Source organism: Rugamonas violacea, assembly GCF_016461825.1.
GTDB lineage: Bacteria > Pseudomonadota > Gammaproteobacteria > Burkholderiales > Burkholderiaceae_D > Rugamonas.
In genome coordinates, this window is record NZ_JAEMNU010000139.1 from 38,253 (window position 1) to 62,916 (window position 24,664).

General features: G+C 64.5%; 26 protein-coding genes and 1 other RNA gene. 15 read left to right on the forward strand and 12 right to left on the reverse strand.

Going from position 1 to position 24,664, the window contains the following annotated elements:
* Positions 1–95: 95 nt before the first annotated feature.
* From folD to H7U20_RS26155, 6 genes are all read left to right on the forward strand, one after another.
* Positions 96–941 (forward strand): bifunctional methylenetetrahydrofolate dehydrogenase/methenyltetrahydrofolate cyclohydrolase FolD, encoded by an 846-nt coding sequence (folD, locus tag H7U20_RS26130; protein ID WP_199762075.1) that lies wholly within the window; start codon positions 96–98, stop codon positions 939–941.
* Between the two features lie 45 nt (positions 942–986).
* A complete protein-coding gene (locus H7U20_RS26135) occupies positions 987–3,080 on the forward strand; it encodes a M3 family metallopeptidase (RefSeq protein WP_199762076.1) in 2,094 nt (697 codons plus the stop codon).
* A 41-nt stretch (positions 3,081–3,121) separates the two neighbouring features.
* Positions 3,122–3,772 carry a glutaredoxin family protein gene (locus H7U20_RS26140; RefSeq protein WP_199762077.1) on the forward strand — a complete coding sequence of 217 codons (651 nt, stop codon included), beginning with the start codon at positions 3,122–3,124 and terminating at the stop codon, positions 3,770–3,772.
* A gap of 66 nt (positions 3,773–3,838) precedes the next feature.
* Positions 3,839–4,264, forward strand: a complete 426-nt coding sequence (locus H7U20_RS26145) for a DNA polymerase III subunit chi (protein ID WP_199762078.1) — start codon at positions 3,839–3,841, stop codon at positions 4,262–4,264.
* The gene (locus H7U20_RS26150; RefSeq protein WP_199762079.1) at positions 4,261–4,707 is read left to right on the forward strand and encodes a hypothetical protein; all 447 of its coding nucleotides are present in this window, start codon (positions 4,261–4,263) and stop codon (positions 4,705–4,707) included. Before H7U20_RS26145 ends, H7U20_RS26150 begins: the two co-directional genes overlap by 4 nt.
* Before the next feature lie 206 nt (positions 4,708–4,913).
* Entirely contained in the window at positions 4,914–6,056 is a 1,143-nt protein-coding gene (locus H7U20_RS26155) for a branched-chain amino acid ABC transporter substrate-binding protein (protein WP_199762080.1), read from the forward strand.
* Positions 6,057–6,285: 229 nt separating this feature from the next.
* Here the strand turns inward: H7U20_RS26155 and H7U20_RS26160 are convergent, their stop codons facing one another.
* Positions 6,286–6,600: a c-type cytochrome gene (locus H7U20_RS26160; protein WP_199762081.1), complete on the reverse strand. Its 315-nt coding sequence runs from the start codon at positions 6,598–6,600 to the stop codon at positions 6,286–6,288.
* Between the two features lie 170 nt (positions 6,601–6,770).
* On the opposite strand from H7U20_RS26160, the gene H7U20_RS26165 reads away from it, so the two are divergent.
* Positions 6,771–6,995, forward strand: a complete 225-nt coding sequence (locus H7U20_RS26165; protein WP_199762082.1) for a TIGR04438 family Trp-rich protein — start codon at positions 6,771–6,773, stop codon at positions 6,993–6,995.
* A 148-nt stretch (positions 6,996–7,143) separates the two neighbouring features.
* Here the strand turns inward: H7U20_RS26165 and ilvD are convergent, their stop codons facing one another.
* Positions 7,144–9,006: a dihydroxy-acid dehydratase gene (ilvD, locus tag H7U20_RS26170; protein WP_199762083.1), complete on the reverse strand. Its 1,863-nt coding sequence runs from the start codon at positions 9,004–9,006 to the stop codon at positions 7,144–7,146.
* A gap of 191 nt (positions 9,007–9,197) precedes the next feature.
* Between ilvD and H7U20_RS26175 the strand changes: the two genes are divergently transcribed.
* The 3 genes from H7U20_RS26175 to H7U20_RS26185 are packed head-to-tail and all read left to right on the forward strand — an operon-like array spanning position 9,198 to position 11,823.
* The gene (locus H7U20_RS26175; protein ID WP_199762084.1) at positions 9,198–10,100 is read left to right on the forward strand and encodes a LysR family transcriptional regulator; all 903 of its coding nucleotides are present in this window, start codon (positions 9,198–9,200) and stop codon (positions 10,098–10,100) included.
* On the forward strand, positions 10,094–10,912 hold the full coding sequence (gene lgt, locus H7U20_RS26180; protein WP_199762085.1) for a prolipoprotein diacylglyceryl transferase: 819 nt from the start codon (positions 10,094–10,096) through the stop codon (positions 10,910–10,912). The genes H7U20_RS26175 and lgt overlap by 7 nt, the downstream gene beginning before the upstream one ends.
* Complete coding sequence (locus H7U20_RS26185; RefSeq protein ID WP_370593259.1) at positions 10,909–11,823, forward strand: cupin-like domain-containing protein; 915 nt, start codon at positions 10,909–10,911, stop codon at positions 11,821–11,823. The genes lgt and H7U20_RS26185 overlap by 4 nt, the downstream gene beginning before the upstream one ends.
* 131 nt (positions 11,824–11,954) lie before the next feature.
* Here H7U20_RS26185 and H7U20_RS26190 read toward each other — a convergent pair whose 3' ends face one another.
* The gene (locus H7U20_RS26190; RefSeq protein WP_199762086.1) at positions 11,955–12,758 is read right to left on the reverse strand and encodes a sulfite exporter TauE/SafE family protein; all 804 of its coding nucleotides are present in this window, start codon (positions 12,756–12,758) and stop codon (positions 11,955–11,957) included.
* A gap of 334 nt (positions 12,759–13,092) precedes the next feature.
* On the opposite strand from H7U20_RS26190, the gene H7U20_RS26195 reads away from it, so the two are divergent.
* Complete coding sequence (locus H7U20_RS26195) at positions 13,093–14,676, forward strand: methyl-accepting chemotaxis protein (protein WP_199762087.1); 1,584 nt, start codon at positions 13,093–13,095, stop codon at positions 14,674–14,676.
* 174 nt (positions 14,677–14,850) lie between these two features.
* On the forward strand, positions 14,851–15,777 hold the full coding sequence (locus H7U20_RS26200; RefSeq protein ID WP_199762088.1) for an antitoxin Xre/MbcA/ParS toxin-binding domain-containing protein: 927 nt from the start codon (positions 14,851–14,853) through the stop codon (positions 15,775–15,777).
* Here the strand turns inward: H7U20_RS26200 and H7U20_RS26205 are convergent.
* The 4 genes from H7U20_RS26205 to H7U20_RS26220 all read right to left on the reverse strand — a co-directional run bounded on the left by H7U20_RS26205 (position 15,764) and on the right by H7U20_RS26220 (position 17,089).
* Positions 15,764–16,228, reverse strand: coding sequence for an EVE domain-containing protein (locus H7U20_RS26205; protein WP_199762089.1), 465 nt, complete (start codon positions 16,226–16,228; stop codon positions 15,764–15,766). The genes H7U20_RS26200 and H7U20_RS26205 overlap by 14 nt on opposite strands.
* A gap of 91 nt (positions 16,229–16,319) precedes the next feature.
* A non-coding RNA gene (ssrS, locus tag H7U20_RS26210) (6S RNA) lies at positions 16,320–16,499 on the reverse strand.
* A gap of 45 nt (positions 16,500–16,544) precedes the next feature.
* A complete protein-coding gene (locus H7U20_RS26215) occupies positions 16,545–16,856 on the reverse strand; it encodes a cell division protein ZapA (protein WP_199762090.1) in 312 nt (103 codons plus the stop codon).
* Complete coding sequence (locus H7U20_RS26220; RefSeq protein WP_199762091.1) at positions 16,853–17,089, reverse strand: hypothetical protein; 237 nt, start codon at positions 17,087–17,089, stop codon at positions 16,853–16,855. Before H7U20_RS26220 ends, H7U20_RS26215 begins: the two co-directional genes overlap by 4 nt.
* Before the next feature lie 378 nt (positions 17,090–17,467).
* On the opposite strand from H7U20_RS26220, the gene groES reads away from it, so the two are divergent.
* A complete protein-coding gene (groES, locus tag H7U20_RS26225; protein ID WP_008451606.1) occupies positions 17,468–17,758 on the forward strand; it encodes a co-chaperone GroES in 291 nt (96 codons plus the stop codon).
* Between the two features lie 56 nt (positions 17,759–17,814).
* Positions 17,815–19,461 (forward strand): chaperonin GroEL, encoded by a 1,647-nt coding sequence (gene groL / locus H7U20_RS26230; protein ID WP_199762092.1) that lies wholly within the window; start codon positions 17,815–17,817, stop codon positions 19,459–19,461.
* Positions 19,462–19,591: 130 nt separating this feature from the next.
* Here the strand turns inward: groL and H7U20_RS26235 are convergent, their stop codons facing one another.
* The gene (locus tag H7U20_RS26235) at positions 19,592–19,819 is read right to left on the reverse strand and encodes a hypothetical protein (protein WP_199762093.1); all 228 of its coding nucleotides are present in this window, start codon (positions 19,817–19,819) and stop codon (positions 19,592–19,594) included.
* A gap of 144 nt (positions 19,820–19,963) precedes the next feature.
* Here H7U20_RS26235 and H7U20_RS31130 point away from each other — a divergent pair, with 144 nt between their 5' ends.
* Positions 19,964–20,281, forward strand: coding sequence for a transposase DNA-binding-containing protein (locus tag H7U20_RS31130; RefSeq protein ID WP_199762094.1), 318 nt, complete (start codon positions 19,964–19,966; stop codon positions 20,279–20,281).
* Here H7U20_RS31130 and H7U20_RS26245 read toward each other — a convergent pair.
* The 4 genes from H7U20_RS26245 to araD all read right to left on the reverse strand — a co-directional run bounded on the left by H7U20_RS26245 (position 20,273) and on the right by araD (position 24,661).
* Complete coding sequence (locus tag H7U20_RS26245) at positions 20,273–20,782, reverse strand: FxDxF family PEP-CTERM protein (protein WP_199762095.1); 510 nt, start codon at positions 20,780–20,782, stop codon at positions 20,273–20,275. The two genes, H7U20_RS31130 and H7U20_RS26245, sit on opposite strands and share 9 nt — an antisense overlap.
* Positions 20,783–20,943: 161 nt before the next feature.
* Positions 20,944–21,891, reverse strand: a complete 948-nt coding sequence (locus H7U20_RS26250; RefSeq protein ID WP_199762096.1) for a LysR substrate-binding domain-containing protein — start codon at positions 21,889–21,891, stop codon at positions 20,944–20,946.
* Positions 21,888–22,796 carry an SMP-30/gluconolactonase/LRE family protein gene (locus tag H7U20_RS26255; RefSeq protein WP_199762097.1) on the reverse strand — a complete coding sequence of 303 codons (909 nt, stop codon included), beginning with the start codon at positions 22,794–22,796 and terminating at the stop codon, positions 21,888–21,890. Before H7U20_RS26255 ends, H7U20_RS26250 begins: the two co-directional genes overlap by 4 nt.
* Positions 22,797–22,951: 155 nt before the next feature.
* Complete coding sequence (araD, locus tag H7U20_RS26260; RefSeq protein WP_233411115.1) at positions 22,952–24,661, reverse strand: L-arabinonate dehydratase; 1,710 nt, start codon at positions 24,659–24,661, stop codon at positions 22,952–22,954.
* Positions 24,662–24,664 lie beyond the last annotated feature (3 nt).

Sequence of the window (24,664 nt, forward strand, 5' to 3'; positions counted from 1 at the left end):
TTGTGGCCGCCGGCGCCTCAACCGGGCGGCATGAGGGTCTGCGCCCGCCGCCCCAGGCTTTATAATCTTGCTTTTCCCTCCCACCTGCCAAAATCATGCCTGCACAACTGATCGACGGAATCGCCCTCTCCCAAAAACTGCGTGGTGAAATAGCCGCACGCGCCGCCGCCTTGAGCGCCAAGGGCAAGCAACCCGGCCTGGCCGTGATCCTGGTCGGCGAAGACCCGGCCAGCCAGGTCTACGTGCGCAACAAGGTCAAGGCTTGCGGCGATGTCGGCTTCCACTCGGTGCTGGAGAAGTACGAGGCCGACCTGGCGGAGGCGGACCTGCTGGCGCGCATCGATGCGCTGAACAACGACCCGGCCATCCACGGCATCCTGGTGCAAATGCCGCTGCCCAAGCACATCAACCCGCACAAGGTGATCGAGGCGATCTCGACCAGCAAGGATGTCGACGGCTACTCGGTGCTCAGCGCCGGCGAACTGATGACCGGCCTGGCCGGCTTCCGCCCGTGCACGCCGTACGGCTGCATGAAGCTGATCGAATCGACCGGCGTCGACCTGCGCGGCAAGCACGCCGTCGTCATCGGCCGCAGCAACACCGTCGGCAAGCCGATGGCCCTGCTGCTCTTGCAAGCCAACGCCACCGTCACCATCTGTCATAGCGCGACGCCGGACCTGGGCCTGCACACCCGCCAGGCCGACGTGGTGGTGGCCGCCGTCGGCCGCCGCAACACGCTGACGGCCGACATGGTCAAGCCGGGCGCCATCGTCATCGACGTCGGCATGAACCGCGACGACGCCGGCAAGCTGTGCGGCGATGTCGATTTCGCCAACGTCAAGGAAGTCGCCGCGCACATCACGCCGGTGCCGGGCGGCGTCGGACCGATGACCATCACCATGCTGTTGATGAACACGGTAGAAGCGGCTGAACGTATTTAACCAGTGGGCGCGGCCCGGCCGCGCCGACCACCTATTGGACAAAAGATGACTACTGACGATTTGATTACCGGCAATCCCCTGTTGGACTTTTCCGGCCTGCCACGCTTCGACGCCATCAAGGCCGAGCACGTCACGCCGGCCATCGACGCGCTGCTGGAACAAAGCCGCGCCGTCGTCGCCACGCTGGAGGCGCCGTCGGCGCACGTGACCTGGGACAATTTCGTCACGCCGCTGGAAGACGCCACCGAGCAACTGGGCCGCGCCTGGGGCATCGTCAGCCACCTCAACAATGTGGTCGACACGCCCGAGCTGCGCGCCACCTACAACGACAACCAACCGAAAGTGACCGAGTTCTGGACCGCGCTGGCGCAGAACGAGGCGCTGTTCGCCAAATACAAGGCGCTGCAGGCCGACGCCGGCTTCGCCGCGCTGGCGCCGGCGCGCCGCCGCATCATCGACAACGCCGTGCGCGATTTCCGCATGGGCGGCGCCGAGCTGCCGGACGATAAAAAAGAGCGCTTCGCCGACATCCAGGAAGAGCACGCATCCGTCTCGACCCGCTTCTCCGAAAACGTGCTCGACGCCACCAACGACTACAAGCTGCTGGTGGCCGACGAGGCCGAGCTGGCCGGCCTGCCCGACGACGTCAAGCAGGCGGCCCGCGCCGCCGCCGAGAAGGAAGGCAAGGCCGGCTGGGAATTCTCGCTGCACTTCCCGTCCTACTACCCGATCCTGCAATTCGCCGACCGGCGCGCGCTGCGCGAGACGGTGTACCGCGCCAACGCCACCAAGGCCTCCGAGCAGGGCGAGGTGTTCAGCGAGCGCGACAAGTGGGACAACACGCAAAACATCGTCACCTTGCTCAAACTGCGCGACGAGGAGGCCAAGCTGCTCGGCTACAAGAACTTCGCCGAGGTGTCGCTGGTGCCGAAGATGGCGCAAAGCCCCGAGCACGTGATCCAGTTCCTGGAAGACCTGGCCAAGCGCGCCCGCCCCTACGCCGAGCAGGACTTCGCCGAGCTGCAACAATTCGCCAAGGCCGAGCTGGGCCTGGAGCAACTCAAGGCCTGGGACATCCCCTACGCCTCGGAAAAGCTGCAGGAACGCCGCTACGCCTTCTCGGCCCAGGAAGTGAAGCAATACTTCCCCGAGCACAAGGTCATCGACGGCCTGTTCCGCCTGGTGCAGAACCTGTTCTCCGTCACCATTTTGCCGGACACGGCCAGCGCCTGGCATAAGGACGTGCGCTTCTACCGCATCGAGCGCGACGGCCGCCTGGTCGGCCAGTTCTACCTCGACCTGTACGCGCGCGCCGGCAAGAGCGGCGGCGCCTGGATGGACGACGCCCGTGGCCGCCGCCTGGACAGCAATGGCGCGCTGCAAACGCCGGTCGCCTATCTGACCTGCAACTTCACCGAGCCTGCCGTGCAGGACGGCGTGGCGCAACCGTCGCTGTTCACCCACGACGAAGTGATCACCCTGTTCCACGAGTTCGGCCACGGCCTGCACCACATGCTGACCCTGGTCGACGAGATCGGCGTGTCCGGCATCTCCGGCGTCGAGTGGGACGCGGTCGAGCTGCCGTCGCAGTTCATGGAAAACTTCTGCTGGGAATGGGAGGTGCTGCAACACATGACCGCCCACGTCGGCACCGGCGAAGCGCTGCCGCGCGCGCTGTACGACAAGATGCTGGCGGCGAAGAACTTCCAGTCCGGCCTGCAAACGCTGCGCCAAGTCGAGTTCTCGCTGCTCGACATGCACCTGCACTACGACTACGCGCCGGCCGGCGACAAGTCGGTGCAGCAGCTCATCGACGAGGTGCGCGGCCGCTTCGCCGTCATCGTGCCGCCCGCCTTCAACCGTTTCCAAAACTCCTTCGGCCACATCTTCGCCGGCGGTTACGCGGCCGGCTACTACAGCTACAAGTGGGCCGAGGTGCTGTCGGCCGACGCCTACGCCGCCTTCGAAGAGGCGGCGGCGCTGGGCGGCGGCGCGCTGTCGAGCGAGACGGGCAAGCGCTTCCAGCAGGAGATTCTGGCCGTCGGCGGCTCCCGTCCGGCGCTCGAATCGTTCACCGCCTTCCGTGGCCGCGAACCGAGCATCGACGCGCTGCTGCGCCACAGCGGCATGGCGGCCTGAGGGCCAAACCAGGGCAAACCAGGGACGCACCGGAGGCGGAGATGAGACTCAAGCTGGCAGCAATCCTGTTGTTGTGCGCCGGCGCCGCCGGCGGCGTCCACGCCCAGGTCTACAAATGGGTCGACGAGAAGGGCGTGACGCATTACAGCGACGCGCCGCCACCGCCCGGCGCCGGCAAGGCCGCCAAGGCCAAGGTGGAGCTGAAGTCCTTCTCGACCGGCGCCCCCGCCGTCGAATTGCCGGCCGAACTGGCGGCGGCGGTGCGCAACCGCCCGGTCACCCTGTACAGCACGGTCCAATGCGAGGCCTGCGACCGCGCCCGCGCCATGCTCTTGGCGCGCGGCATTCCCTTCCGCGAGAAAACCGTCAACACGGCGGACGACCAGGCCGCCTTGAAGAAGGCCGGCAGCAACGGCCAGTTGCCGCTGCTGCTGGTCGGCCGCAGCAAGCAGATCGGCTTCGAGCAGGGCAGCTGGGACGTGCTGCTCAGCGACGCCGGCTATCCCCCGCAAAAGATCCTTCCACCCAACTACCAGCATCCGGCCCCGGTGGCCGCCGCGCCGCTGCCGCCAGCCGACACCGCCGAACAGGCGGGCGCGGCGGCGCGGGCCGAAGCGCGCGCCGCCGCCGAGGAGGCGGCGCGCCGCCGCAAACTGCCGCCGGCCGAGGCGGCGCCCGCCTTCCAGTTCTAGGATGGGCCGCGAGCGGGTAAAATGGTCGCATCGCCAGAACTGAGCAATCCCCGGAACCGACAGCCCATGACCCGTATCGATTTTCACAGCAACGTCCCCGACAAGATCGCCTATGCCTGCCGACTGGTGCGCAAGGCCTGGGCGGCCAACACCCGCTTGGTGTTGATGACCGACGATGCGGCGCAACTGGCGGAACTTAACGCGGCGATGTGGACGTTTTCCGCCACCGACTTCCTGCCCCACGTGCTCGCCGGCGACCCGCTGGCGGCGCAGACGCCGATCATCCTGACCGACGACGACGCGGCCGCCCTGCCCCACTACGAGCTGCTGGTGAACCTGTCGCAGCGGGCGCCGGCCAATCTGGCGCAGTTCGCCCGGATGATCGAGGTGATCTCGTCCGACGAAATCGATGCCGCCGCCGGCCGCAAGCGCTACGTCGCCTACAAGCAGCAGGAGTATCCGCTCACCCACTTTGTCGCAGGCAAAACATGAGTTCATCCTTTGACGCCAGCATTCCCGTCCTGACCGAAGTGTTGGTGGACGAGCCGGTGTCGAGCACGGTCGCCCTCGCCAGCGCCGCCGCGCCCGCTGCGCATGTGGCGAATGTGGCGAATGCGGCGAACCTGGCGGATGTGGCGGATGTGGCGGATGTGGAGGGCCTGGCGCCGGCCGCCCCGAGCGCGCCGTCCGGCCTGAGCGAGGCCGATCTGGCGGCGCTGGAACAACGCCTGGCCGAACGCATCCTCCAGCAACTGCAGGGAAGAATCGACTTCGTGCTGGAACAGCGCATCAAGGACAATCTCACCGAGGTGCTCGACCACGCCCTGCGCGACCTGACCGGCGAAATCCGCGCCGGCCTGCAGCTGACGCTGGAAAAAGTCGTCGCCCGCGCCGTGGCGCAAGAGTTGGCGCACTTGCAGGTCCACAAGAAGTAAAGCCGACCGGCAAGCCGCCGTGGCAGGCCGCCGGGCCGCCCGCCCGCTGCCGAAAACATACAGCCGTAAGCAATTATGACAAAAAGGTCAAAAACCTCACCTTCGCGCTTTGCTAACCATTTTTTTTGTTGTACCTTCTGGCCTTGTACAAACTAATGAACGGCGTTCATGAGACGCTGCTGTTTTCAATTACTTGGAGAATGTTTATGCTGTTTAAGACTAAGTTGATTCCATTCGCCATCGCCCTGGCTTTCGCCGGCAGCGCCAATGCGCAGGAAGTGATCAAGATCGGCCACGTCGCGCCCGTCTCCGGCGCCTCCTCCCACCTGGGCAAGGACAATGAAAACGGCGCCAAGATGGCGGTCGAAGACTTGAACGCCAAAGGCTTCAAGATCAACGGCAAAGCAGTCAAGTTCGTGCTGGTGCTGGAAGACGACGCGGCCGATCCGAAACAGGGCACGGCGGTGGCGCAGAAGCTGGTCGACGCCAAGGTCAACGGCGTGATCGGCCACCTGAACTCGGGCACCACCGTGCCCGCCTCGAAGATCTACTTCGACGCCGGCATCCCACAAATTTCGCCGGCGGCCACCACGCCGCAGTACACCAAGCAACACTTCAACACCGCCTTCCGCGTCGTCGCCAACGACAACAAGCTGGGTGGCACGCTGGGCGCCTACGCGGTGCAGAAACTGTCGGCCAAGAAAATCGCCGTCATCGACGACCGCACCGCCTATGGCCAGGGCGTCGCCGAAGAGTTCGTCAAGGGCGCCAAGAAAGCGCTGCCGGCAGTGCAGGTCGTCGGCAAGGAATTCACCAACGCCAACGCCACCGACTTCAACGCCATCCTGACCACCATCAAGGCCAAGAATCCCGACCTGATCTTCTTCGGCGGCATGGACTCCGTGGCCGGCCCGATGCTGCGCCAGATGAAGGCCTTGGGCATCAAGGCCAAGTTCATGGGCGGCGACGGCGCCTGCACCGAGATGCTGCCGAAACTGGCCAGCGACTCGATCAGCGACGACCTGGTCACCTGCGCCGAAGCCGGCGGCGTGACGCCGGACCAGCAGAAGAACCTGGACGATTTCCAGGCCCGCTACCAGAAGAAATACAACTCGCCGGTGCTGCTGTACGCGCCGTACGTGTATGACGCGGTGATGACCATGGCCGCCGCGATGGCCGAGGCCAAGTCGGCCGAGCCGGCCAAGTACCTGCCCTTCCTGGCCAAGATCAAATACCAGGGCGTGACCGGCCCGATCGCCTTCGACGCCAACGGCGACATCAAGGACGGCTCGCTGACCCTGTTCACCTACAAGGGCGGCAAAAAGACCAAGATGGAAGTGGTCAAGTAAGCTCGCCGGGATAGTCTGACAACAAGAGCGCGTCGTGCGAACGGCGCGCTCTTTTGCTTCCTCAGGCGCCACTGCGAGGCCGGCAAGAGCCAACGGCGCAACCCGGGGTCAGACCCAATGGGGTCTGACCCCAGCTCTTCGCCGCTGGGGTTTGCCGGCACCGCCGGCGCCTTGGCAGCGCAAAAAAAAACGCGCCGAAGTCGGCGCGCTGTTTTTTGGCCGGGCAGAATTACTTCTGCGCCAGCACCCATTTCACCAGGGTCTTGGCTTCGGCCTCGGTCACCTGTGGATTGGCTGGCATGGGGATCGCACCCCAGGTGCCGGAGCCGCCCTTCATGACCTTCGCCACCAGCTTGGCTTCGGCGTCTTTTTGACCGGCGTACTTCGCCGCCACGTCTTTATAGGCCGGACCCACCAGCTTGCTCGCGACCGCGTGGCAAGCCATGCAATTCTTTGCTTTCGCCAAATCGGCATTGGCCATCGCAGCCTGCGAAGCGAATGCGGACACTGCCAACATACCAACCATCATCAAAGTGCGTTTCATTGTGTTCTCCATAGTAAACCTGTCGCAATTCTACCCCGTTTTGCCGAGCAGTACGACGACCGAATGCATACAAAACGTGCCCCGCCTGCCCGTGGTTGACGGGCGTATCACGATATAACTGCCAGTTTTTGTAATTGTTTGTAAGATGGAGGCTCAACTGGGAGTCCGCCATGCCGATCATCCTGCTCATCCTGGCCCTGTGCGGCCTGCGCTATTTTGAAGTCTGGCGTTTCGCCGAAGTGTCGTGGTGGTGGATCGTCGGCCTGATGGTGTTCGCCTTCGTCTGGTTCGAGTTCCTCGAACCGCTATTCGGCCTGGACAAGCGCAAGGCCCACAACGTCGACGAGAAGCGGCGCCAGCAGCGCGTCAAGGACAACTTCGACAAACGCAAATAGACGCCGGCGTGCTGGCGGCGTGCCGGCGGCGCCAGCAAACCCCAGGGCGTGAAGCCAGGGTCAGACCCCTCGGGGTCCGACCCTAGATTTACGTCGCGGGGTTTGGCCTTGGATTTACGCCGCGGGGTTTGGCCCGCGCCGCGCCGAACTAGCGCTTCAGTTGCGACAGGTCGCGCACGGCGCCACGGTCGGCCGAGGTGGTCAAGGCGGCGTAGGCTTGCAGCGCCTGCGACACCACGCGGTCGCGCTTGCTCGGCAGCCAGGCGGCGGCGCCCTTGGCTTCCATCGCGGCGCGGCGCGCGGCCAACGCGGCGGCGTCGATGCGCAGGTTGATGCTGCGCTCGGGGATGTCGATGTCGATCATGTCGCCCTCTTCCACCAGGCCGATGGCGCCGCCCTCGGCCGCCTCCGGCGAGGCGTGGCCGATCACCAGGCCGGACGAGCCGCCGGAGAAGCGGCCGTCGGTGAACAGGGCGCAGGCCTTGCCCAGGCCCTTGGACTTGATGTACGAGGTCGGGTACAGCATTTCCTGCATGCCCGGGCCGCCCTTCGGTCCCTCGTAGCGGATGATGACGACGTCGCCTTCGTGCACGGTGTCGCCGAGGATGGCCTCGACGGCCGCGTCCTGGCTCTCGAACACGCGGGCCTTGCCGCTGAATTTCAGGATGCTCTCATCGACGCCGGCGGTCTTGACGATGCAACCCTTCTCGGCCAGGTTGCCGTACAAAACGGCCAGGCCGCCGTCCTGCGAGTAGGCGTGCGCCTTGTCGCGGATGCAGCCGGTGCTGCGGTCGGTGTCGTTGCTGGCGAAACGCTCGGACTGCGAGAACGCGGTCTGGGTCGGCACGCCGCCCGGCGCGGCGCGGAACAACAGGCGCACCGCCGGGTCGTCGCTGCGGGTGATGTCGTTGCGTTCGATCGCCTCGGCCATGGTCGGCGCGTGGATGGTCGGCAGGCTGGTGTCGAGCAGGCCGGCGCGCGCCAGCTCGCCCAGGATGGAGAAGATGCCGCCGGCGCGGTGCACGTCCTCGATATGGTATTTGTCGGTCATCGGCGCGACCTTGCACAGACAGGGCACCTTGCGCGAGATGCGGTCGATGTCGGCCATGTTGAAGTCGACTTCGGCTTCGTGGGCGGCCGCCAGCAGGTGCAGCACGGTGTTGGTGGAACCGCCCATCGACACGTCCAGCGCCATCGCGTTTTCAAACGCGGCCTTGCTGGCGATGGCGCGCGGCAGCACCGAGGCGTCGTCCTGCTCGTAGTAGCGCTTGGCCAGTTCGACCACCAGGCGGCCGGCGCGCAGGAACAGTTCCTTGCGGTCGGAATGGGTGGCCAGTACGGTGCCGTTGCCCGGCAGCGCCAGGCCGAGCGCCTCGGTCAGACAGTTCATCGAGTTGGCGGTGAACATGCCGGAGCAGGAACCGCAGGTCGGACAGGCCGAGCGTTCGATCTCGGCCACGTCGGCGTCGCTGACCGACTGGTCGCCGGCCTTGATCATGGCGTCGACCAGGTCGAGCTTGATGATCTTCTGCGCGCCGTCGACCACCTTGATGACCTTGCCGGCCTCCATCGGCCCGCCCGAGATGAACACCACCGGGATGTTCAGGCGCATCGCGGCCATCAGCATGCCGGGGGTGATCTTGTCGCAGTTGGAGATGCAGACCATGGCGTCGGCGCAGTGGGCGTTGACCATGTACTCGACCGAGTCGGCGATCAGGTCGCGCGAGGGCAGCGAGTAGAGCATGCCGCCGTGGCCCATGGCGATGCCGTCGTCGACGGCGATGGTGTTGAATTCCTTGGCGACGCCGCCGGCCGCCTCGATCTCGCGGGCGACCAGCTGGCCCAGGTCCTTCAGGTGGACGTGGCCGGGCACGAACTGGGTGAAGGAGTTGACCACGGCGATGATCGGCTTGTCGAAATCGCCGTCCTTCATGCCGGTGGCGCGCCACAGGGCGCGGGCGCCGGCCATGTTGCGGCCGTGGGTGGTGGTGCGGGAACGGTATTGCGGCATGATGCGGTCTCCAGGAGGGGCGCGCCCCGGCGCGGCTGGCGGGGTCGGCGGGTATGGTGGCGGATAAGTGCGGACTAGGCTCGATTAGCACCAGATTGCCTTGCGCGGGGGCGGGTGTCAAATATATGATTTGCCTGTCTGTGAGTCGTAAAAGATATCGAACCCGCCAATCTGAATAGAAACACATATCGATGAACCTGGAACTGCGCCAGCTGCGCTACTTTGTCACCGTCGCCGAGGAGCTGCACTTCGGCAAGGCCGCGCTGCGCCTGCACATGACCCAGCCGCCCTTGTCGCAAACCATCCTGGCGCTGGAGGAGCTGCTCGGCGCCGCCCTGTTCGAGCGCAACCGCCGTGGCGTGGCGCTGACGCCGGCCGGCGCCGCCCTGCTGCCGGAGGCGCGCCGCCTGCTGGCCCAGGCGCAGGCACTGCCGCAACTGGTGCAGCGGGCCGCCGCCGGCGAGGTCGGCCGGCTGACCCTGGCCTTCGTCTCCTCGGCCGACTACAGCGTCTTGCCGCCCTTCCTGCGCGCCTACCGGGGCGCCTATCCGCAAGTGCAGATCACCTTGCTGGAGGCCACCTCCGACCTGCAACTGGAGCACCTGCTGCACCACCGCGTCGACGCCGGCCTGTTGATTCCGCCGCTGCCCGACCGCGCCAGGGTCGAGCTGGACTACCTGCCGGTGCTCAAGGAACCACTGGTGCTGGCGGCGCCGAGCGGGCTGGAAGCGCTGAAACAGCCGGGGCCGGTGGCGCTGGCCGCGCTGCCGCCGCTGCCGCTGATCATCTTCCCGCGCGCCATCTCGCCGGCCCTGCACGACGCCATCCTGTCGGTGTTCCGCGCCGCCGGCGTCACGCCGCCCATCGGCCAGGAGGCGATCCAGATGCAGACCATCGTCAGCCTGGTGTCGGCCGGCATGGGCATCGCCCTTGTGCCACAATCGGTGTCGAAGCTGATGCGCCCCGGAGTAGAATACCGCTCGCTGTCCGATCCCACCCCACAGGTGGAGACCGGGCTGGCCTGGCGCCGCGACAACGACTCGCCGGTCCTGCAAGGCTTTTTGGAATTATTACGAAAGAACACACAATGCTGATACACCCGATGCCCGACCCGATCGCCCTTTCACTGGGCCCGGTGCAGATCCACTGGTACGGCCTGATGTACGTGCTGGCCTTCGCCCTGTTCATCGCCCTGGGCCGGGTGCGCATCCGCCAGCCGCACATCGCCGCGCTGGGCTGGAAGAATGTCGACCTGGACGACATGCTGTTCTACGGCATGCTCGGCGTGGTGCTGGGCGGCCGGCTGGGCGAGGTGCTGTTCTACCGCCCCGGCTACTTCTTCGCCCATCCGCTGGAGATCCTGCAGGTCTGGCACGGCGGCATGTCCTTCCACGGCGGCTTCATCGGCGTGATGCTGGCGATGGCCTTCTGGGCCCGCAAGTCGGGCCGCAACGTGCTCGACGTCTACGACTTCATCGCCCCGCTGGTGCCGCTGGGCTACGCCTGCGGACGCCTGGGCAACTTCATCAACGCCGAGCTGCCCGGCCGCGTCGCCGACGCCAGCCTGCCGTGGGCGATGATCTGGCCCAACGTCGACGCGCTGCCGCGCCACCCCTCGCCGATCTACCAGTTGCTGGTGGACGGCCTGCTGGTGTTCGTGCTGCTGTGGCTGTATGCGCGCAAGGAGCGGCCGCGGCTGGCCGTCGGCGCCATGTACACCTTGCTGTACGGCTGCGCGCGCTTCTTCACCGAATACTTCCGCACGCCGGATTGGCAGGTCGACTTCGCCGGCTTCGCCATCTCGTCGGGCCAAGTCCTGTCGCTGCCGATGATCCTCGGCGCGTTGCTGCTGCTGGCCTGGGCCTATCGCGACAAGGGCACGCGCACGGCGCGGGCGTTGGCGTGATCGCGCGCGACACGCCACGCTTGCCGCCGACCCGGCAGGAATCGGAGGGCAGTTCGCCCGAGGCCGTGGCCGCCAGAAAAATGGCGCGCGAGCAAAGGGACGCGCTGGTGCGCGGCGTCAGCTCGATCGACGACATGCGCGAAGCGATCAAACGTGTCGCCCGCGGCATCGCGCCGATCGCCGCCGTGCCGCGGCTGGGCATGCTCGACGCCAAGGCCTTCCGCGCCCGCGCCGCCGCCGGCCTGCCCTTCCTGACGAGCGGACTGGTCCAGCGTTGGCCCTTGTCCGCCCTCACGCCGCAGACGCTGCGCGAGCACTTCAGCCACCTGCCCGTGCGCGCGCGGGTGGGCGACTACATCAACACCGCCTTCGCCACCGACCGGGCGATGCAGGACATGTCGATGCTGGAATATCTTGAGCTGGTCGCCGCCGGCCGGCACGAGCTGCCGCCCTATCTGGGCAATCTGGAATTGCGCGAATTGAACCGCCTGTGCCACTGGCCCAACTATTTCGACAAGATGGGGCCGCCACGCTTTTGGCTCGGCCCGGCCGGCACGGTGACGCCGCTGCATTGCGACTACGACGACAACATCTTTGCGCAGATTTGGGGCAGCAAACGGATCTTCCTGTCACCGCCCCACCACCACGAGTTCCTCTACCCGCGCGAGGCCAACGCCATCCTGTTCGGCTCGCCGTTCGACCCCGAGGCGCCGGACTTCGAGAAGTTCCCCCTCGCCCGCCAAGCGTTGATGCTCGAAGTCGTCGTCAATCCCGGCGATCTGCTGTACGTGCCCGCCGGCTGGTATCACCAGGTGCGCGCGCTGACGTTTTCGCTGTCCTCCAATCGCTGGGCCAGGGCGCTGCCGTTCGCCTTGGGCGGCGACACCTCGCTGCGACGCCCGGCGGACTAGCCATCCGGGCCTTGAGTCAAGGCGCCAACCACGAAAAAATTCACCCAAGGGCGGAGAGCCGGGGTCGGACCCGCCGGGTCCGACCCCGGTTTCCGCCTGTGGGTGGTTTTTGCAGCCGCCGGCGCCTCAGCCTAGTGGAAAGCCTTCCACAACATATACGCGGCCAGGCAATACAGCACGACGGCGAACACCTTCTTCAGCGTCGCCACCGGCAGCCGGTGCGCGGTGCGCGCGCCGAGCGGGGCGAAGACCACGCTGGCGCTGGCGATCACCGCCAACGCCGGCAGGTAGATGAAACCCAGCGAGTGTGGCGGCAAGTCGGCCACGTCCCAGCCGTAGAAAATATTCGACAAGGTGCCGGCCAGCGCGATGGGGAAACCGAGCGCGGCGCTGGTGGCGACGGCGTTGTGGATCTTCACGTTGCACCAGCCCATGAAGGGGATGGAGATGAAGCCGCCGCCCGCCCCCACCAGTCCGGCGATCAGGCCGATCAGGCCGCCGGCGGCGAACATGCCGGCGGTGCCGGGCAGCTCGCGGCCGCCGCTGGTTTTTTTCCCCAGCAGCATCTGGGTCGCCGAAAAGGAAATGAACAGGCCGAAGAACAAGGCCAGCACGGTCGACGACATTTGCTTGCCTATCCACGGCCCGATCCACGAGCCGAGCAAGATTCCCGGCGACAGCAGCGCGACGATGCGCCAGCGCACCGCGCCGTGCAAATGGTGGGCGCGCACCGAGGACATCGAGGTGAACAAGATCGTGCCCAGCGACGTGGCGATGGCCATGTGCACGATCACCTCGGGCGCGAAGCCGCGCGCGCTGAAGATCATGGTGATGAAGGGCACCAGGATCATGCCGCCACCGATGCCCAGCAAACCGGCCGAGAAACCGCCGAAGGCGCCCATCGACAGCAACACCAGCACCAATCCCCAGTCCATCAGCGGCCCCGTGGCGGCCGGGCCGGCGCGGCGACCCGCCGGCCGGGTGAGAGGGCGGCGGCGGACGGTGCGGCGGCGGACGGCGGGGATATGGGCATGGCGGGGACAAATAGAAATGGTGGCGGACAGCCGCGCGCAGTGACGAGCGGCAATATTGGCTCGATGGTACACCATGCCGTGGCGGCGCGCCGCATATTGGCGAGATGGCAACATATCGTCGATCCGCCACCACTATTTCTTTCCTTGTGGAATTTTTTGCGATAATGTTGATGTCACGCATTGCGTGCGCCGTCATTTCCCCACCTATTCGCGCCTTCGCCGGCGCCGCCCAATCATGAAGAATTTAAATATCGGTACCCGCCTCGCCGCCGGCTTCGCCCTGCTGCTGGCCTTGATGACGCTCATGACGGTGATCGGCATCAGCAACCTGCAGACCGTCGCCGAGGGCACGCAGAACATGATGCAGCAGCCGCTGGCCAAGGAGCGCATGGTGGCCGACTGGTACACGCTGATCCACACCAGCGTGCGGCGCACCGGCGCCATGGCCAAGAGCAGCGACCCGTCGCTGGTGGCCTTCTTCGCCGAGGACGTGGCCAACTCCTCGCGCGATGTCAACGCGCTGCAACAGAAGGTCGAGGCGCTGCTGGAGACGGCGGAGGAGAAGGAGCACTTCGAGCAGATGAAGGTGGCGCGCAAGAACTACCTGGCGGTGCGCGACGCCGTCGGCAAGCTCAAGGCCGAGGGCCAGGCCGAGCAAGCCAACACGCTGCTGGAACAGCAGTTTGTGCCGGCCGGCAAGCAGTACATGGGCCAGTTGCAGACCCTGCTCAACATGCAGCGCACCAGCATCGACGCCACGGCGGCCCAGATCAACACGGTCTACAAGCACAGCCGCAACTTCATGATCGGCTTCGGCGTGCTGGTGCTGCTGGCCGGCGTGGCCTGCGCCTGGTGGCTGACGCGCGGCATCATCGTGCCGCTGCACCACGCCGTCGACATCGCCGTCGCCGTCGCCAACAAGGACCTGCGCAGCGACATCACGGTCGACTCGGCCGACGAGACCGGCCGCCTGCTGCAGGCGCTGAAGACGATGAACGACAGCCTGCGGCACATCGTCATCGACGTGCGCAACGGCACCGGCAACATCGCCAGCGGCAGCAGCCAGATCGCCGCCGGCAATATGGACTTGTCGGCGCGCACCGAACACCAGGCCAGCAGCCTGGAGCAGACCGCCTCGTCGATGGAGGAGCTGACCTCGACGGTGCGGCAGAACGCCGACAACGCGCGCCAGGCCAACACGCTGGCGCAGACCGCCTCGTCGGTGGCGCAGGGCGGCGGCGCCGCCGTGGCCGAGGTGATCGACACCATGGCCGCCATCCACGCCTCGGCGCGCAAGATCGGCGACATCATCAGCGTGATCGACGGCATCGCCTTCCAGACGAATATTCTGGCCTTGAACGCGGCCGTCGAGGCGGCCCGGGCCGGCGAGCAGGGTCGCGGCTTCGCCGTCGTCGCCGGCGAGGTGCGCAACCTGGCCCAGCGCAGCGCCGCCGCCGCGCGCGAGATCAAGACGCTGATCGACGACTCGACCAGCAAGGTCGACGCCGGCAGCGCCCAGGTGAGCAAGGCCGGCGCGACCATGCGCGAGGTGGTCGACAGCATCCAGCGCGTCACCGACATCATGGGCGAGATCACCACCGCCAGCGCCGAGCAGAGCATGGGCATCGAGCAGGTCAACGAGGCCATCTCGCAAATGGACGAAGTGACCCAGCAGAACGCTTCGCTGGTCGAAGAAGCGGCGGCGGCGGCGGCCTCGTTGCAGGAGCAGGCGGCCGCGCTGGCCGACGTGGTCAGCGTGTTCAAACTCAACGAGGGCGGCGCGCCACGCGCGCCGGCGCGGGCACGCCTGCAAGGCTAGGCCGCCCCGACGCGCTCGCATCGATATTGCCCGTGTTGGCCTGGGCTGCCAATTATGGATTTTTTTGGGTATAATGGGACCAACAACTAATCCGCAACGCCGGTGTGGCTTGACCATCTGGGGTGTGGGGGGGAAAGCCGGCGCAAGCCGGTTTTTTCATTTCCGGGAGATGCAATGGCAGGGGCGACGACAGTGCCACCGCTTCGCACGCGGGTGTATATCGACGGCTACAACCTCTACTATGGCTGCCTGAAAGGTACGCCTTTCAAATGGCTCGATCTGCTCACCCTGTTTGAGCAGCATATCCTTCCCTCCAGTACGACCCCCGGAAAGACCAGCGCCTTGCTCCCGCTAGGCATCAAATTCTTCAGTGCGAAGATTCTCGAGAAAGCCGCCAAGGCGCATGATTCTGTTTCCTCGCAAGCCCGCTACCATACCGCCCTGCGCAAACTGTACGCCGGCCGCATCGAGTTGATCGAGGGCTACTATTCCCTCATCGAGTCCAAAGCCAAGATCGTCGATGCGGCGGTGCCAAACAAATGGCCGCGCGATTGCCAGGAAATCCTCGTGTGGAAACTGGAAGAGAAACAATCCGACGTCAACCTGGCGCTACATGCCTACCACGACGCGATCACAGGGCAAGTCGATCATGTCGTCATCGTCACCAACGACACGGATATCGCGCCGGCGCTGGCATTGATACGTGCCCACACCAACGCGACCATCGGCTTGGTCGTGCCGGCGAAACAACAGGTGCGGATGCCGAACACGGAACTGTCCAAGCTGGCCCACTGGCTTCGTTCGCACATCACAGACAAGGAACTGGCGGAGTCACAATTGCCGCGGGTGATCGACCTGGGCAAGAAGCCGACCATCAAACCGGAGTCATGGTATGCGCGCCCCGATCTGCTCGCGCAGGTGTTACTGCTGGCGACCCGGATCCGGGGTGGCCGCAGCAAGGCATTCAAGTGGATGGAGGAGGAAAATCCGCATCTTGGCGGCATGGCGCCGATCGCCCTGGTGGAGAGCGAAGAAGGCGCAGCCCGGGTCATCGATTACATAGAGCGTTACATCGCTCTGAATTGCATCACCCCTTGTTGAGCAGCTTGACGATGGTGTTCCACTGGCCGGCGCTGACCGGCGTGATCGACAGGCGGCTGCCCTTTTGCAGCAGCACCATGTCTTCCAGTGCGGGAATGGTGCGCATCTCGGCCAGCGGCAACAGCCGCGTCTTCTTCAAGGCGCGCACGTCGACGGCGCTCCAGCGCGGCTGTTCCGCCGTTGCCTTGGGGTCGTGGTATTTGCCGCCCGCCTCGAACTGGGTGGCGTCGGGATAGGCGGCGCTGGCCACCTCGGCCAGGCCGGCCACGCCGGGTTGGGCGCAACTGGAGTGGTAGAACAGCACGCCGTCGCCGGGCCGCATGGCGTCGCGCATGAAGTTGCGCGCCTGGTAGTTGCGCACGCCGAACCAGGAGACGATGTGCTTGGGCGCGGCCAGCACGTCGTCGATGCTGACCTCGTCCGGCTCGGATTTCATCAACCAATATTGCATCGGGTTCCCTCCAGACGGCGCACAGGGCGGACAAACAAACGGACGTAAAAAAACGGTTGCGCACCGAGGTGTTGCAACCGCTCTTTTGAATAAGTACCCCGCCTGTGCCGCTATGCCGGCATCCCGAACCAAACGGTTCAAGGTGGTCACAGTTAGTTCAATTTCGGGTTCGTCGGACTAGCGACGCTCACTCCCATCAAACAAAATTCCGCAACCGGTGCACATAAATGGTTCAAGGAATATATGACAATCGCGAACACTGCAGGGTGGACGAAGTTTACTCTTTTGTCCCGATCAGGGGAAGAGCTTTTGCGAATTAAAACAGGACCTCTTGCGGCGTCAGCGCCGTGTCGAGCACCTTGTGCATGGCGCTGATCTTCTGCTGCACCTCAAGGATGGAGAGCTCGGACAGCGGTCCCTGCGGCGCTTTCACCGAGAGGAATTCGGCCGCCATGCCGAGCGCCGCCATGACGGCGATGCGGTCGTTGCCCTTGACCTTGCCGGCGTCGCGGATCGAGCACATCTTCTTGTCGAGGAAGGCGGCGGCCTCGCGCAGCGCCCTCTCCTCGTCGGCCTTGCAGACCAGGCGATAGGGCTGGCCCATGATGGCGATGTCGAGCTGGATCATTGCGCCTCCTCCTGGTCGGCCGACGCCATGGATTCGGCCACCAGCGCGGGGATATTCTCCAGCAGCGCCTCGACGCGGGCGGCGGCCTCGCCCAGACGGGCCTGATAGCCGACGTTGTCCCTCACCAGGGCGGCGTTGGCCTGGCGCAATTGGCCATTCTCCCGGCGCAAGGAGTGGGTCAGCTCGGCCAGCTGGTCGATTTTGGCGGATAGTTCTTGGAATTCGGAAATCATCCCGTCACTATAGGGCGGCAAGCGAAGCCCCGTCAACCGAATCACATGCTTGCGGCGCATTTTTCCGGGCCGGCGGCAAGATTTTCTCCGGCGGCCGCGGCAGCGGGCCTAGCAGCCGCGCCGGCCGCATGTTTGCGGCATATCAACAGTCGGCGACATCGAACCGACAAACGACCATGTTGATATGAAATAAATGCGGACGCGCCTTGAAATACCGCATAAGCGTCCCTATAATTGGCACTCGTTAGTAGAGAGTGCTAACAACTCTTTATGGCTGTATCAACATTGTTGATGTGGCAACCACACTGAAGACGGGGCCAGGCACACGCCGGCTTTGAACTCACACGCACTACAACCATTGAACTAAAGGAGTTTTGTATGAACCTTCGCCCTTTGAACGATCGCGTCATCGTCAAACGTCTCGACCAGGAAACCAAAACCGCGTCCGGCCTGATCATCCCTGATGCAGCCGCTGAAAAACCGGACCAAGGCGAAGTGCTCGCCGTAGGCAATGGCAAGATTCTGGAAGACGGCAAAGTCCGTCCGCTGGATGTCAAAGTAGGCGACCGCGTCCTGTTCGGCAAATACGCCGGCCAGACCGTCAAAGTCGACGGCCAGGAACTGATGGTCATGCGCGAAGAAGACATCATGGCGATCGTCGTCAAGTAAGTCTTCTTTACTAAGACGTAGCAATCCCCTATTCCACAAAATTCTGGAGAAACAACATGGCAGCTAAAGAAGTGATTTTCGGCGACGCAGCGCGCGCCAAAATGGTTGAAGGCGTCAACATCCTGGCCAACGCGGTCAAGGTCACCCTGGGTCCTAAGGGCCGCAACGTGGTGCTGGAGCGCTCCTTCGGCGCCCCGACCGTCACCAAGGACGGCGTGTCGGTCGCCAAAGAGATCGAACTGAAAGACAAGCTGCAAAACATGGGTGCGCAGATGGTCAAGGAAGTTGCTTCCCGCACCAGCGACAACGCCGGCGACGGCACCACCACCGCCACCGTGCTGGCCCAAGCCATCGTGCGCGAAGGCATGAAGTTCGTTGCCGCCGGCATGAACCCAATGGACCTGAAGCGCGGCATCGACAAGGCGGTCGCCGCCACCGTCGAAGAGCTGGCCAAGATCGCCCGTCCTTGCACCACCACCAAAGAAATCGCCCAAGTCGGCGCGATCTCGGCCAACTCGGACTACTCGATCGGCGAGCGCATCGCTGAAGCGATGGAAAAAGTCGGCAAAGAAGGCGTCATCACCGTGGAAGACGGCAAGTCGCTGAACGACGAGCTCGACATCGTTGAAGGTATGCAGTTCGACCGCGGCTACCTGTCGCCTTACTTCATCAACAACCAAGAGAAGCAAGTCGCGATCCTGGACAATCCATTCGTCCTGCTGTGCGACAAGAAAATCTCCAACATCCGTGACCTGCTGCCGGTACTGGAACAAGTCGCCAAGGCCGGCCGTCCACTGCTGATCATCGCAGAGGACATCGAAGGCGAAGCGCTGGCGACCCTGGTCGTCAACAACATCCGTGGCATCCTGAAAACCTGCGCCGTCAAGGCCCCGGGCTTCGGCGACCGCCGCAAAGCCATGCTGGAAGACATCGCTGTTCTGACCGGCGGCCAGGTTGTTGCTGAAGAAGTCGGCATGACCCTGGAAAAAATCACCCTGGAAGAACTGGGCCAGGCCAAGCGCATCGAAATCGGCAAAGAAAACACCATCGTCATCGACGGCGCCGGCCAAGCTGCCAACATCGAAGCCCGCGTCAAGCAAGTGCGCGTGCAAATCGAAGAAGCGACCTCGGACTACGACCGTGAAAAACTGCAAGAGCGCGTGGCCAAACTGGCCGGCGGCGTTGCCGTGATCAAGGTTGGCGCAGCCACCGAAGTCGAAATGAAAGAGAAAAAAGCCCGCGTTGAAGATGCACTGCACGCTACCCGCGCTGCCGTGGAAGAAGGTATCGTTCCTGGCGGCGGCGTTGCCCTGCTGCGCGCACGTGCCAACATCACCGTCAAAGGCGACAACCCGGACCAGGACGCAGGTATCAAGATCGTTCTGCGCGCCATGGAAGAGCCACTGCGCATGATCGTGCAAAACGCCGGCGAAGAATCGTCGGTCGTGGTCGCGGCTGTCCTGGCCGGCAAAGGTAACTACGGTTACAACGCCGCCAACGGCACCTACGGCGACATGGTCGAAATGGGCGTGCTGGATCCAGCCAAGGTCACCCGTTCGGCACTGCAAAACGCAGCGTCGATCGCCGGCCTGATGCTGACCACCGACTGCATGGTTGCCGAAGCCGCGGAAGACAAGGCAGCTGGCGGTATGGGCGGCATGGGTGGTATGGGCGGCATGGGCGGCATGGACGGCATGATGTAATTGCCGGCCGGTCGGGCGCGCGCGGCTTAGGCGGCGCGCACCAGCCAGCCAATCAAGAAGGGCCGGTTCCTCGCGGAGCCGGCCCTTTTTCCGTTTGGTCACGACTAAGGCAACCGCCCGCGTCGTTGCGCTATGTCACATTGGCGGATTGCCTGAGTTTCCTCGTTGCTTCCTGCAAGAGCAGCACCGTGTCGAATGCACGATCAATGGTTAGCTCCTCATAGCCGAATCCCTTTTCTACCAGCATCAGCAACCATTCTGTCAGCACTTCATATTCGACCATTTCCAAGCCCAAAAATCTATCCAACATAGACTCGTCCCAATACTCTGGCACGGGGCCGTAATTAAGTTGCGACAATACGGAGTCCACCTCCAGGCTCGTTATACACAAGTTTGAAATGTTGCCCTGACTCCGCCATAATTTCCTTTGCATTCAAGAACTTGTTTTAGCCATTGTCAACTTTCGCAAGATCGCGTTACTCTTACCTTTTGCGAGGCGCAATTGGCAATCAGATCGACAGCATGGATTGATAGGGAGTTCGGACGGCTTGCCTTGGCCGATGCGCGCCTGAATCGGCGAGCGAGGACTTTGCTGAAAAGTATGACAGCGGAAAAGCGCGCCTCGCCCAATAAAAAAGCCGCCCTCAGGCGGCCGCTTGCTGGACTTCGGCTTAAAGACAGCTCTAAAAATCCGTCGTTCTCGCGTAAGCGGGAACCTATACGTCGCATCTTGTCTAGCGCAGCATGGGTTCCCGCCTGCGCGGCGGTCCGCCGATGCGGAACGACGAATTCAAGCTTATTCGATGCGCCCTTAAGTTGATTTTCTGCGTCTTGCAGCGAAACCAACTATGCCCATGCCAGCCAGCAACATGGCGTAGGTTTCGGGCTCAGGCACCGGTGCGGATATATCCTTGATCGTCAGGGTATAGCGTCCTGGGCCCTGGCCACCCTCGGTAAGGGCGAAGGTCCCAAGTTTAAATGTCGGTGCCTCCTCGAGACCAGTAAAGAGTTGTGGACCATCGGTAGTTACAAGATCCACCCCGTTATTCTTGATCAGAAATCCACCGAATATAATTGAATTCCAGAAGTAAAGATTAGTTTTCGGCAAAAACACACCGTCAAATGTTCCTGACACATCATCAAGGATAAAAGCTAAGCCATTTTGCTTATTATAGGATATCGGTGACGAATCCAATGTAAACTGCGCGGAATAACTGCCGGTAAGGGTAAATTGGTATGGTGCGGCACTAGCTACCCCAGCCCAAGCAAGTGCTGCTATCACTGCGGCACCGCGCAATATTTGTTTAACTTTCAATTTCATCGCAGCAATCTCCTGTTAGTAATCTGCCTAAATATAAATAAACAATAGTTTCCCTATCAATATTGCCAACATTATCATTGTTTGGAAAATTTTGCAATTGTTGCTTTATTGTTTTTTTAAATTAAAAAACTGCCATGGCTTCGTTGCGCAAATTCGCAGCGTCAACGCGGGTAGATGTCGGCGGCGACGCTGCGGATGGCGTCGAGCAGGATGCGGGCGCCGGGCGAAAGCAGCTGATTCTGCCGCGTGATGATGCCGAAGGCATCCATCTGGCAGGGCAGCTCGACCGGCACGATGGCGAACACTTTGAGCCGCGCGTAGCTGTGCGCCAGCTCGCGCGGGAAGGCGTGCAGCAGGTCGGAACGGCGCAACAACTCGCTGATGACGGCCAGCTCGCTGGTGTCGATGACGTTGACCGGCGGCTCGATGCCGACGCGGCGGAACATCATGTCGAATTTGTGGCGCAGCACGCTGCCCGGCGGCGACAGCACCCAGCCGTAGCCGGCGATGCGCGCCAGGTCCAGATTCGGTTCACCGAGCAGCGGGTGGCCGATGCGCGCCACCACGCACAGCGGTTCGCTGGCCAGCTCCTCGTAGTGGAACTGGGCCTTGTCCTGGCGCTCCAGCAGGCGGCCGATCATGAAGTCCAGCGCGCCGGCCTGCAACTGCTCGATCAGGCTGTTGCTCATATCGACCTGGATGCCGATGCGCAGCAGCGGCGAGTGCTGCTTGACACTCAGCACGGCGGCCGGCAGCAGGCTGACGCTGGGCGTGATGATGGCGCCGACGTTGACCTGGCCGACCAGGCCGGCCTTCAGCGCGGCGATGTCGTCGTGGGCGTTGTACAGGTTGGCCAGCGCCATGCGGGCGTGGCGTATCATCGCCTCGCCGAAGATGGTCGGCTCGACGCCGCGCGTGGTGCGCTCGAACAGCTGCACGTCGAGCAGCTCCTCCAGCTCCTTGAGCTGCTTGGAGGCGGCCGGCTGGGTCATCGCCATGTCCTCGGCGGCGCGGTGGATGTTGCGCTGCTCGTCGAGCGCGACCAGCAGCAGCAACTGGCGCGTCTTCAGGCGGGTCTGCGGTGCGCGCCGTGGCGGTGCCTGGTTCATGGCGCCGACGCGCCGAAGCGCGCCGCCGGTACGCCGGCCACTTCGACCCGCACGGCGAACAGGCCGCCGGCCAAAGGCGTGGCGGCCAGCTGCTCGGCGCTGTTGCCCTCGCGCGCGGTGGTGATGTACAGCGTCTTCAAATCGGTGCCGCCCAAGGTGCAGGAGGCCGGATTGCGCACCGGCAGATGCACCGTCGCCAGCAGTTCGCCGGACTCGCTGTAGCGACAGACGCGCGCACCGCCCCACTGGGCGATCCACAGGCAGCCCTCGCTGTCGACGGTCATGCCGTCCGGGCCACCCTCGCCGTCCGCAGGGTCGAACTGGCGCCACAGCGCCGGCTCGCCCAATTCGCCACGGACGTCGATCGGATAGGCTTGCACGCGGCCCAGGTGGCTGTCGGTGTGGTACAGCGTGGTGCCCTCGCGGTTGAAGGCCGGGCCGTTGCAGATGTGGTAGCCGGCCGCCTGCACCTGCCAGCTGAAGTCGTGGTCGAGACGGATCAACTGGCCGTCGGCGCGGGTATAGTCGCTGTTGTGCATCGAGCCGGCCCAGATATGGCCGGAGGCGTCGGCCTTGGCGTCGTTCAGGCGGATGCCGGCGGCGGCGTCGAAGGGCCGCGCCACGTATTCGAGGCGCAGCTCCGGCTCCAGCCACAGGTGGGCGATGCCATCGCGCAGGCCGGCCATGAAACCGTCGCCGTCGCGGCGCGGGATCAGCCAGCACATGTACTCGGGCAGCGTCCAGCTGTGGCGGGCGCCGTTGCCGGCGTCGCCAAGGTCGAGCGCGTGCAGGCGGCAGCCCTTGAGGTCGACCAGGTACAGCCGCTTCTTCTCGGCCAGCCACAGCGGCGCCTCGCCCAGTTCGGCGCCCAGCGCCCAAATGCATTCCGCTTCCAGTTCAACCATCCAATCCACCCCATATCGACAATGAAATCCCCTGCCCCCATCATACGGCCATACCGGGCAGCCAGGAAGAGCGCACTGTTGGCGGCGCCGGGCGCACAGGCCAGCGCCACGCAGCCTGCCACCATGCGCCTGGTACGCCTGGTACGCCTGCGCGCCTAGTGCGACTCGCGCGGCACGGCGTCGCCACGGCAGCCGACCAGGAAGTCGAGGTCGACGCCCTGGTCGGCCTGCAGCACGTGGTCGAAATACAGCTTGGCGTAGCCGGACTTCGGCGCCACCGGCGCCACCCAGGCGGCGCGGCGGCGCGCGATCTCGTCCTCGGCGACCAGCAATTCGAGCCGGCGGCCGGCCACGTCGACCTCGATCATGTCGCCGTCGCGCACCAGCGCCAGCAGGCCGCCGGCCATCGCCTCGGGCGCCACGTGCAGGATCACCGAGCCGTAGGCGGTGCCGCTCATGCGCGCGTCGGACAGGCGCACCATGTCGGTTACGCCGGCCGCCAGCAGCTTGGCCGGCAGGCCCATGTTGCCCACCTCGGCCATGCCGGGATAGCCCTTCGGTCCGCAGTTCTTCAGCACCATGATGCAGTCGGCGTCGATGTCGAGCGCTGGATCGTCGACCCGCGCCTTGTAGTGCTCGATGTCCTCGAACACCACGGCGCGGCCGGTATGCTGCAACAGCGCCGGCGTCGCCGCCGACGGTTTGATGACGGCGCCCAGCGGCGCCAGATTGCCGCGCAGGACGGCGATGCCGCCGCTGGCCAGCAGCGGCTTGTCCAGCGGCCGGATCACCGCGTCGTTGAAGCACTCGGCGTCGCGGTTGTTCTCCCACACGGTGTGGCCGGTGACGGTCAGCGCGTCGCGCTGCAGCAGGCCGGCTTCGGCCAGGCGGCGCAGGACCACCGGCAGGCCGCCGGCGTAGTAGAAGTCTTCCATCAGGAATTCGCCCGACGGCATCAGGTTGAGAATGGTCGGCACCTCGCGGCCCAGGCGGTCCCAATCGTCCAGACTGAGATCGACGCCGACACGGCCGGCGATGGCCAGCAAATGCAGCACGGCGTTGGTGGAGCCGCCGATGGCGGCGTTGGCGCGGATCGCGTTCTCGAAGGCGGCGCGGGTCAGGATCGCCGATGGGCGCAGGTCGGCATCGACCATCTCGACGATGCGGCGGCCGGCCATCACGGCCAGCGCGTGGCGGCGCGAGTCGACGGCGGGGATCGCCGCGTTCTCCGGCAGCGCGATGCCGAGCGCCTCGACCATGCTGGCCATGGTCGAGGCGGTGCCCATGGTCATGCAGTGGCCGGCGCTGCGCGACATGCAGCTCTCCGCCTTCATGAATTCGTTTTGGCTCATCTGGCCGCCGCGCACCGCCTCGGAGAACTTCCAGACGTGGGTGCCGGAGCCGATGGTCTCGCCGCGATACCGGCCGTTGAGCATCGGCCCGCCCGACAGCACCAGCGTCGGCAAATCGACGCTGGCGGCGCCCATCAGCAGCGCCGGCGTGGTCTTGTCGCAGCCGACCAGCAGGATCACACCGTCCAGCGGATGGGCGCGGATCGACTCCTCGACCTCCATCGCCGCCAGGTTACGGAACAACATCGCGGTCGGCCGCATATTGGTTTCGCCCAGCGACATCGCCGGGAACTCCAGCGGCAGGCCGCCGGCCTGCAGCACGCCCTGCTTGACCTTCTCGGCCAACTGGCGGAAGTGGGCATTGCAAGGGGTCAGCTCGGACCAGGTGTTGCAGATGCCGATCACCGGACGGCCGTCGAAACTGTCGTCGGGCAGGCCCTGGTTTTTCATCCACGAACGGTGGATGAAGGCGTCCTTGCTGGTGCCGCCGAACCAGTGCTGCGAGCGGCGCATTTT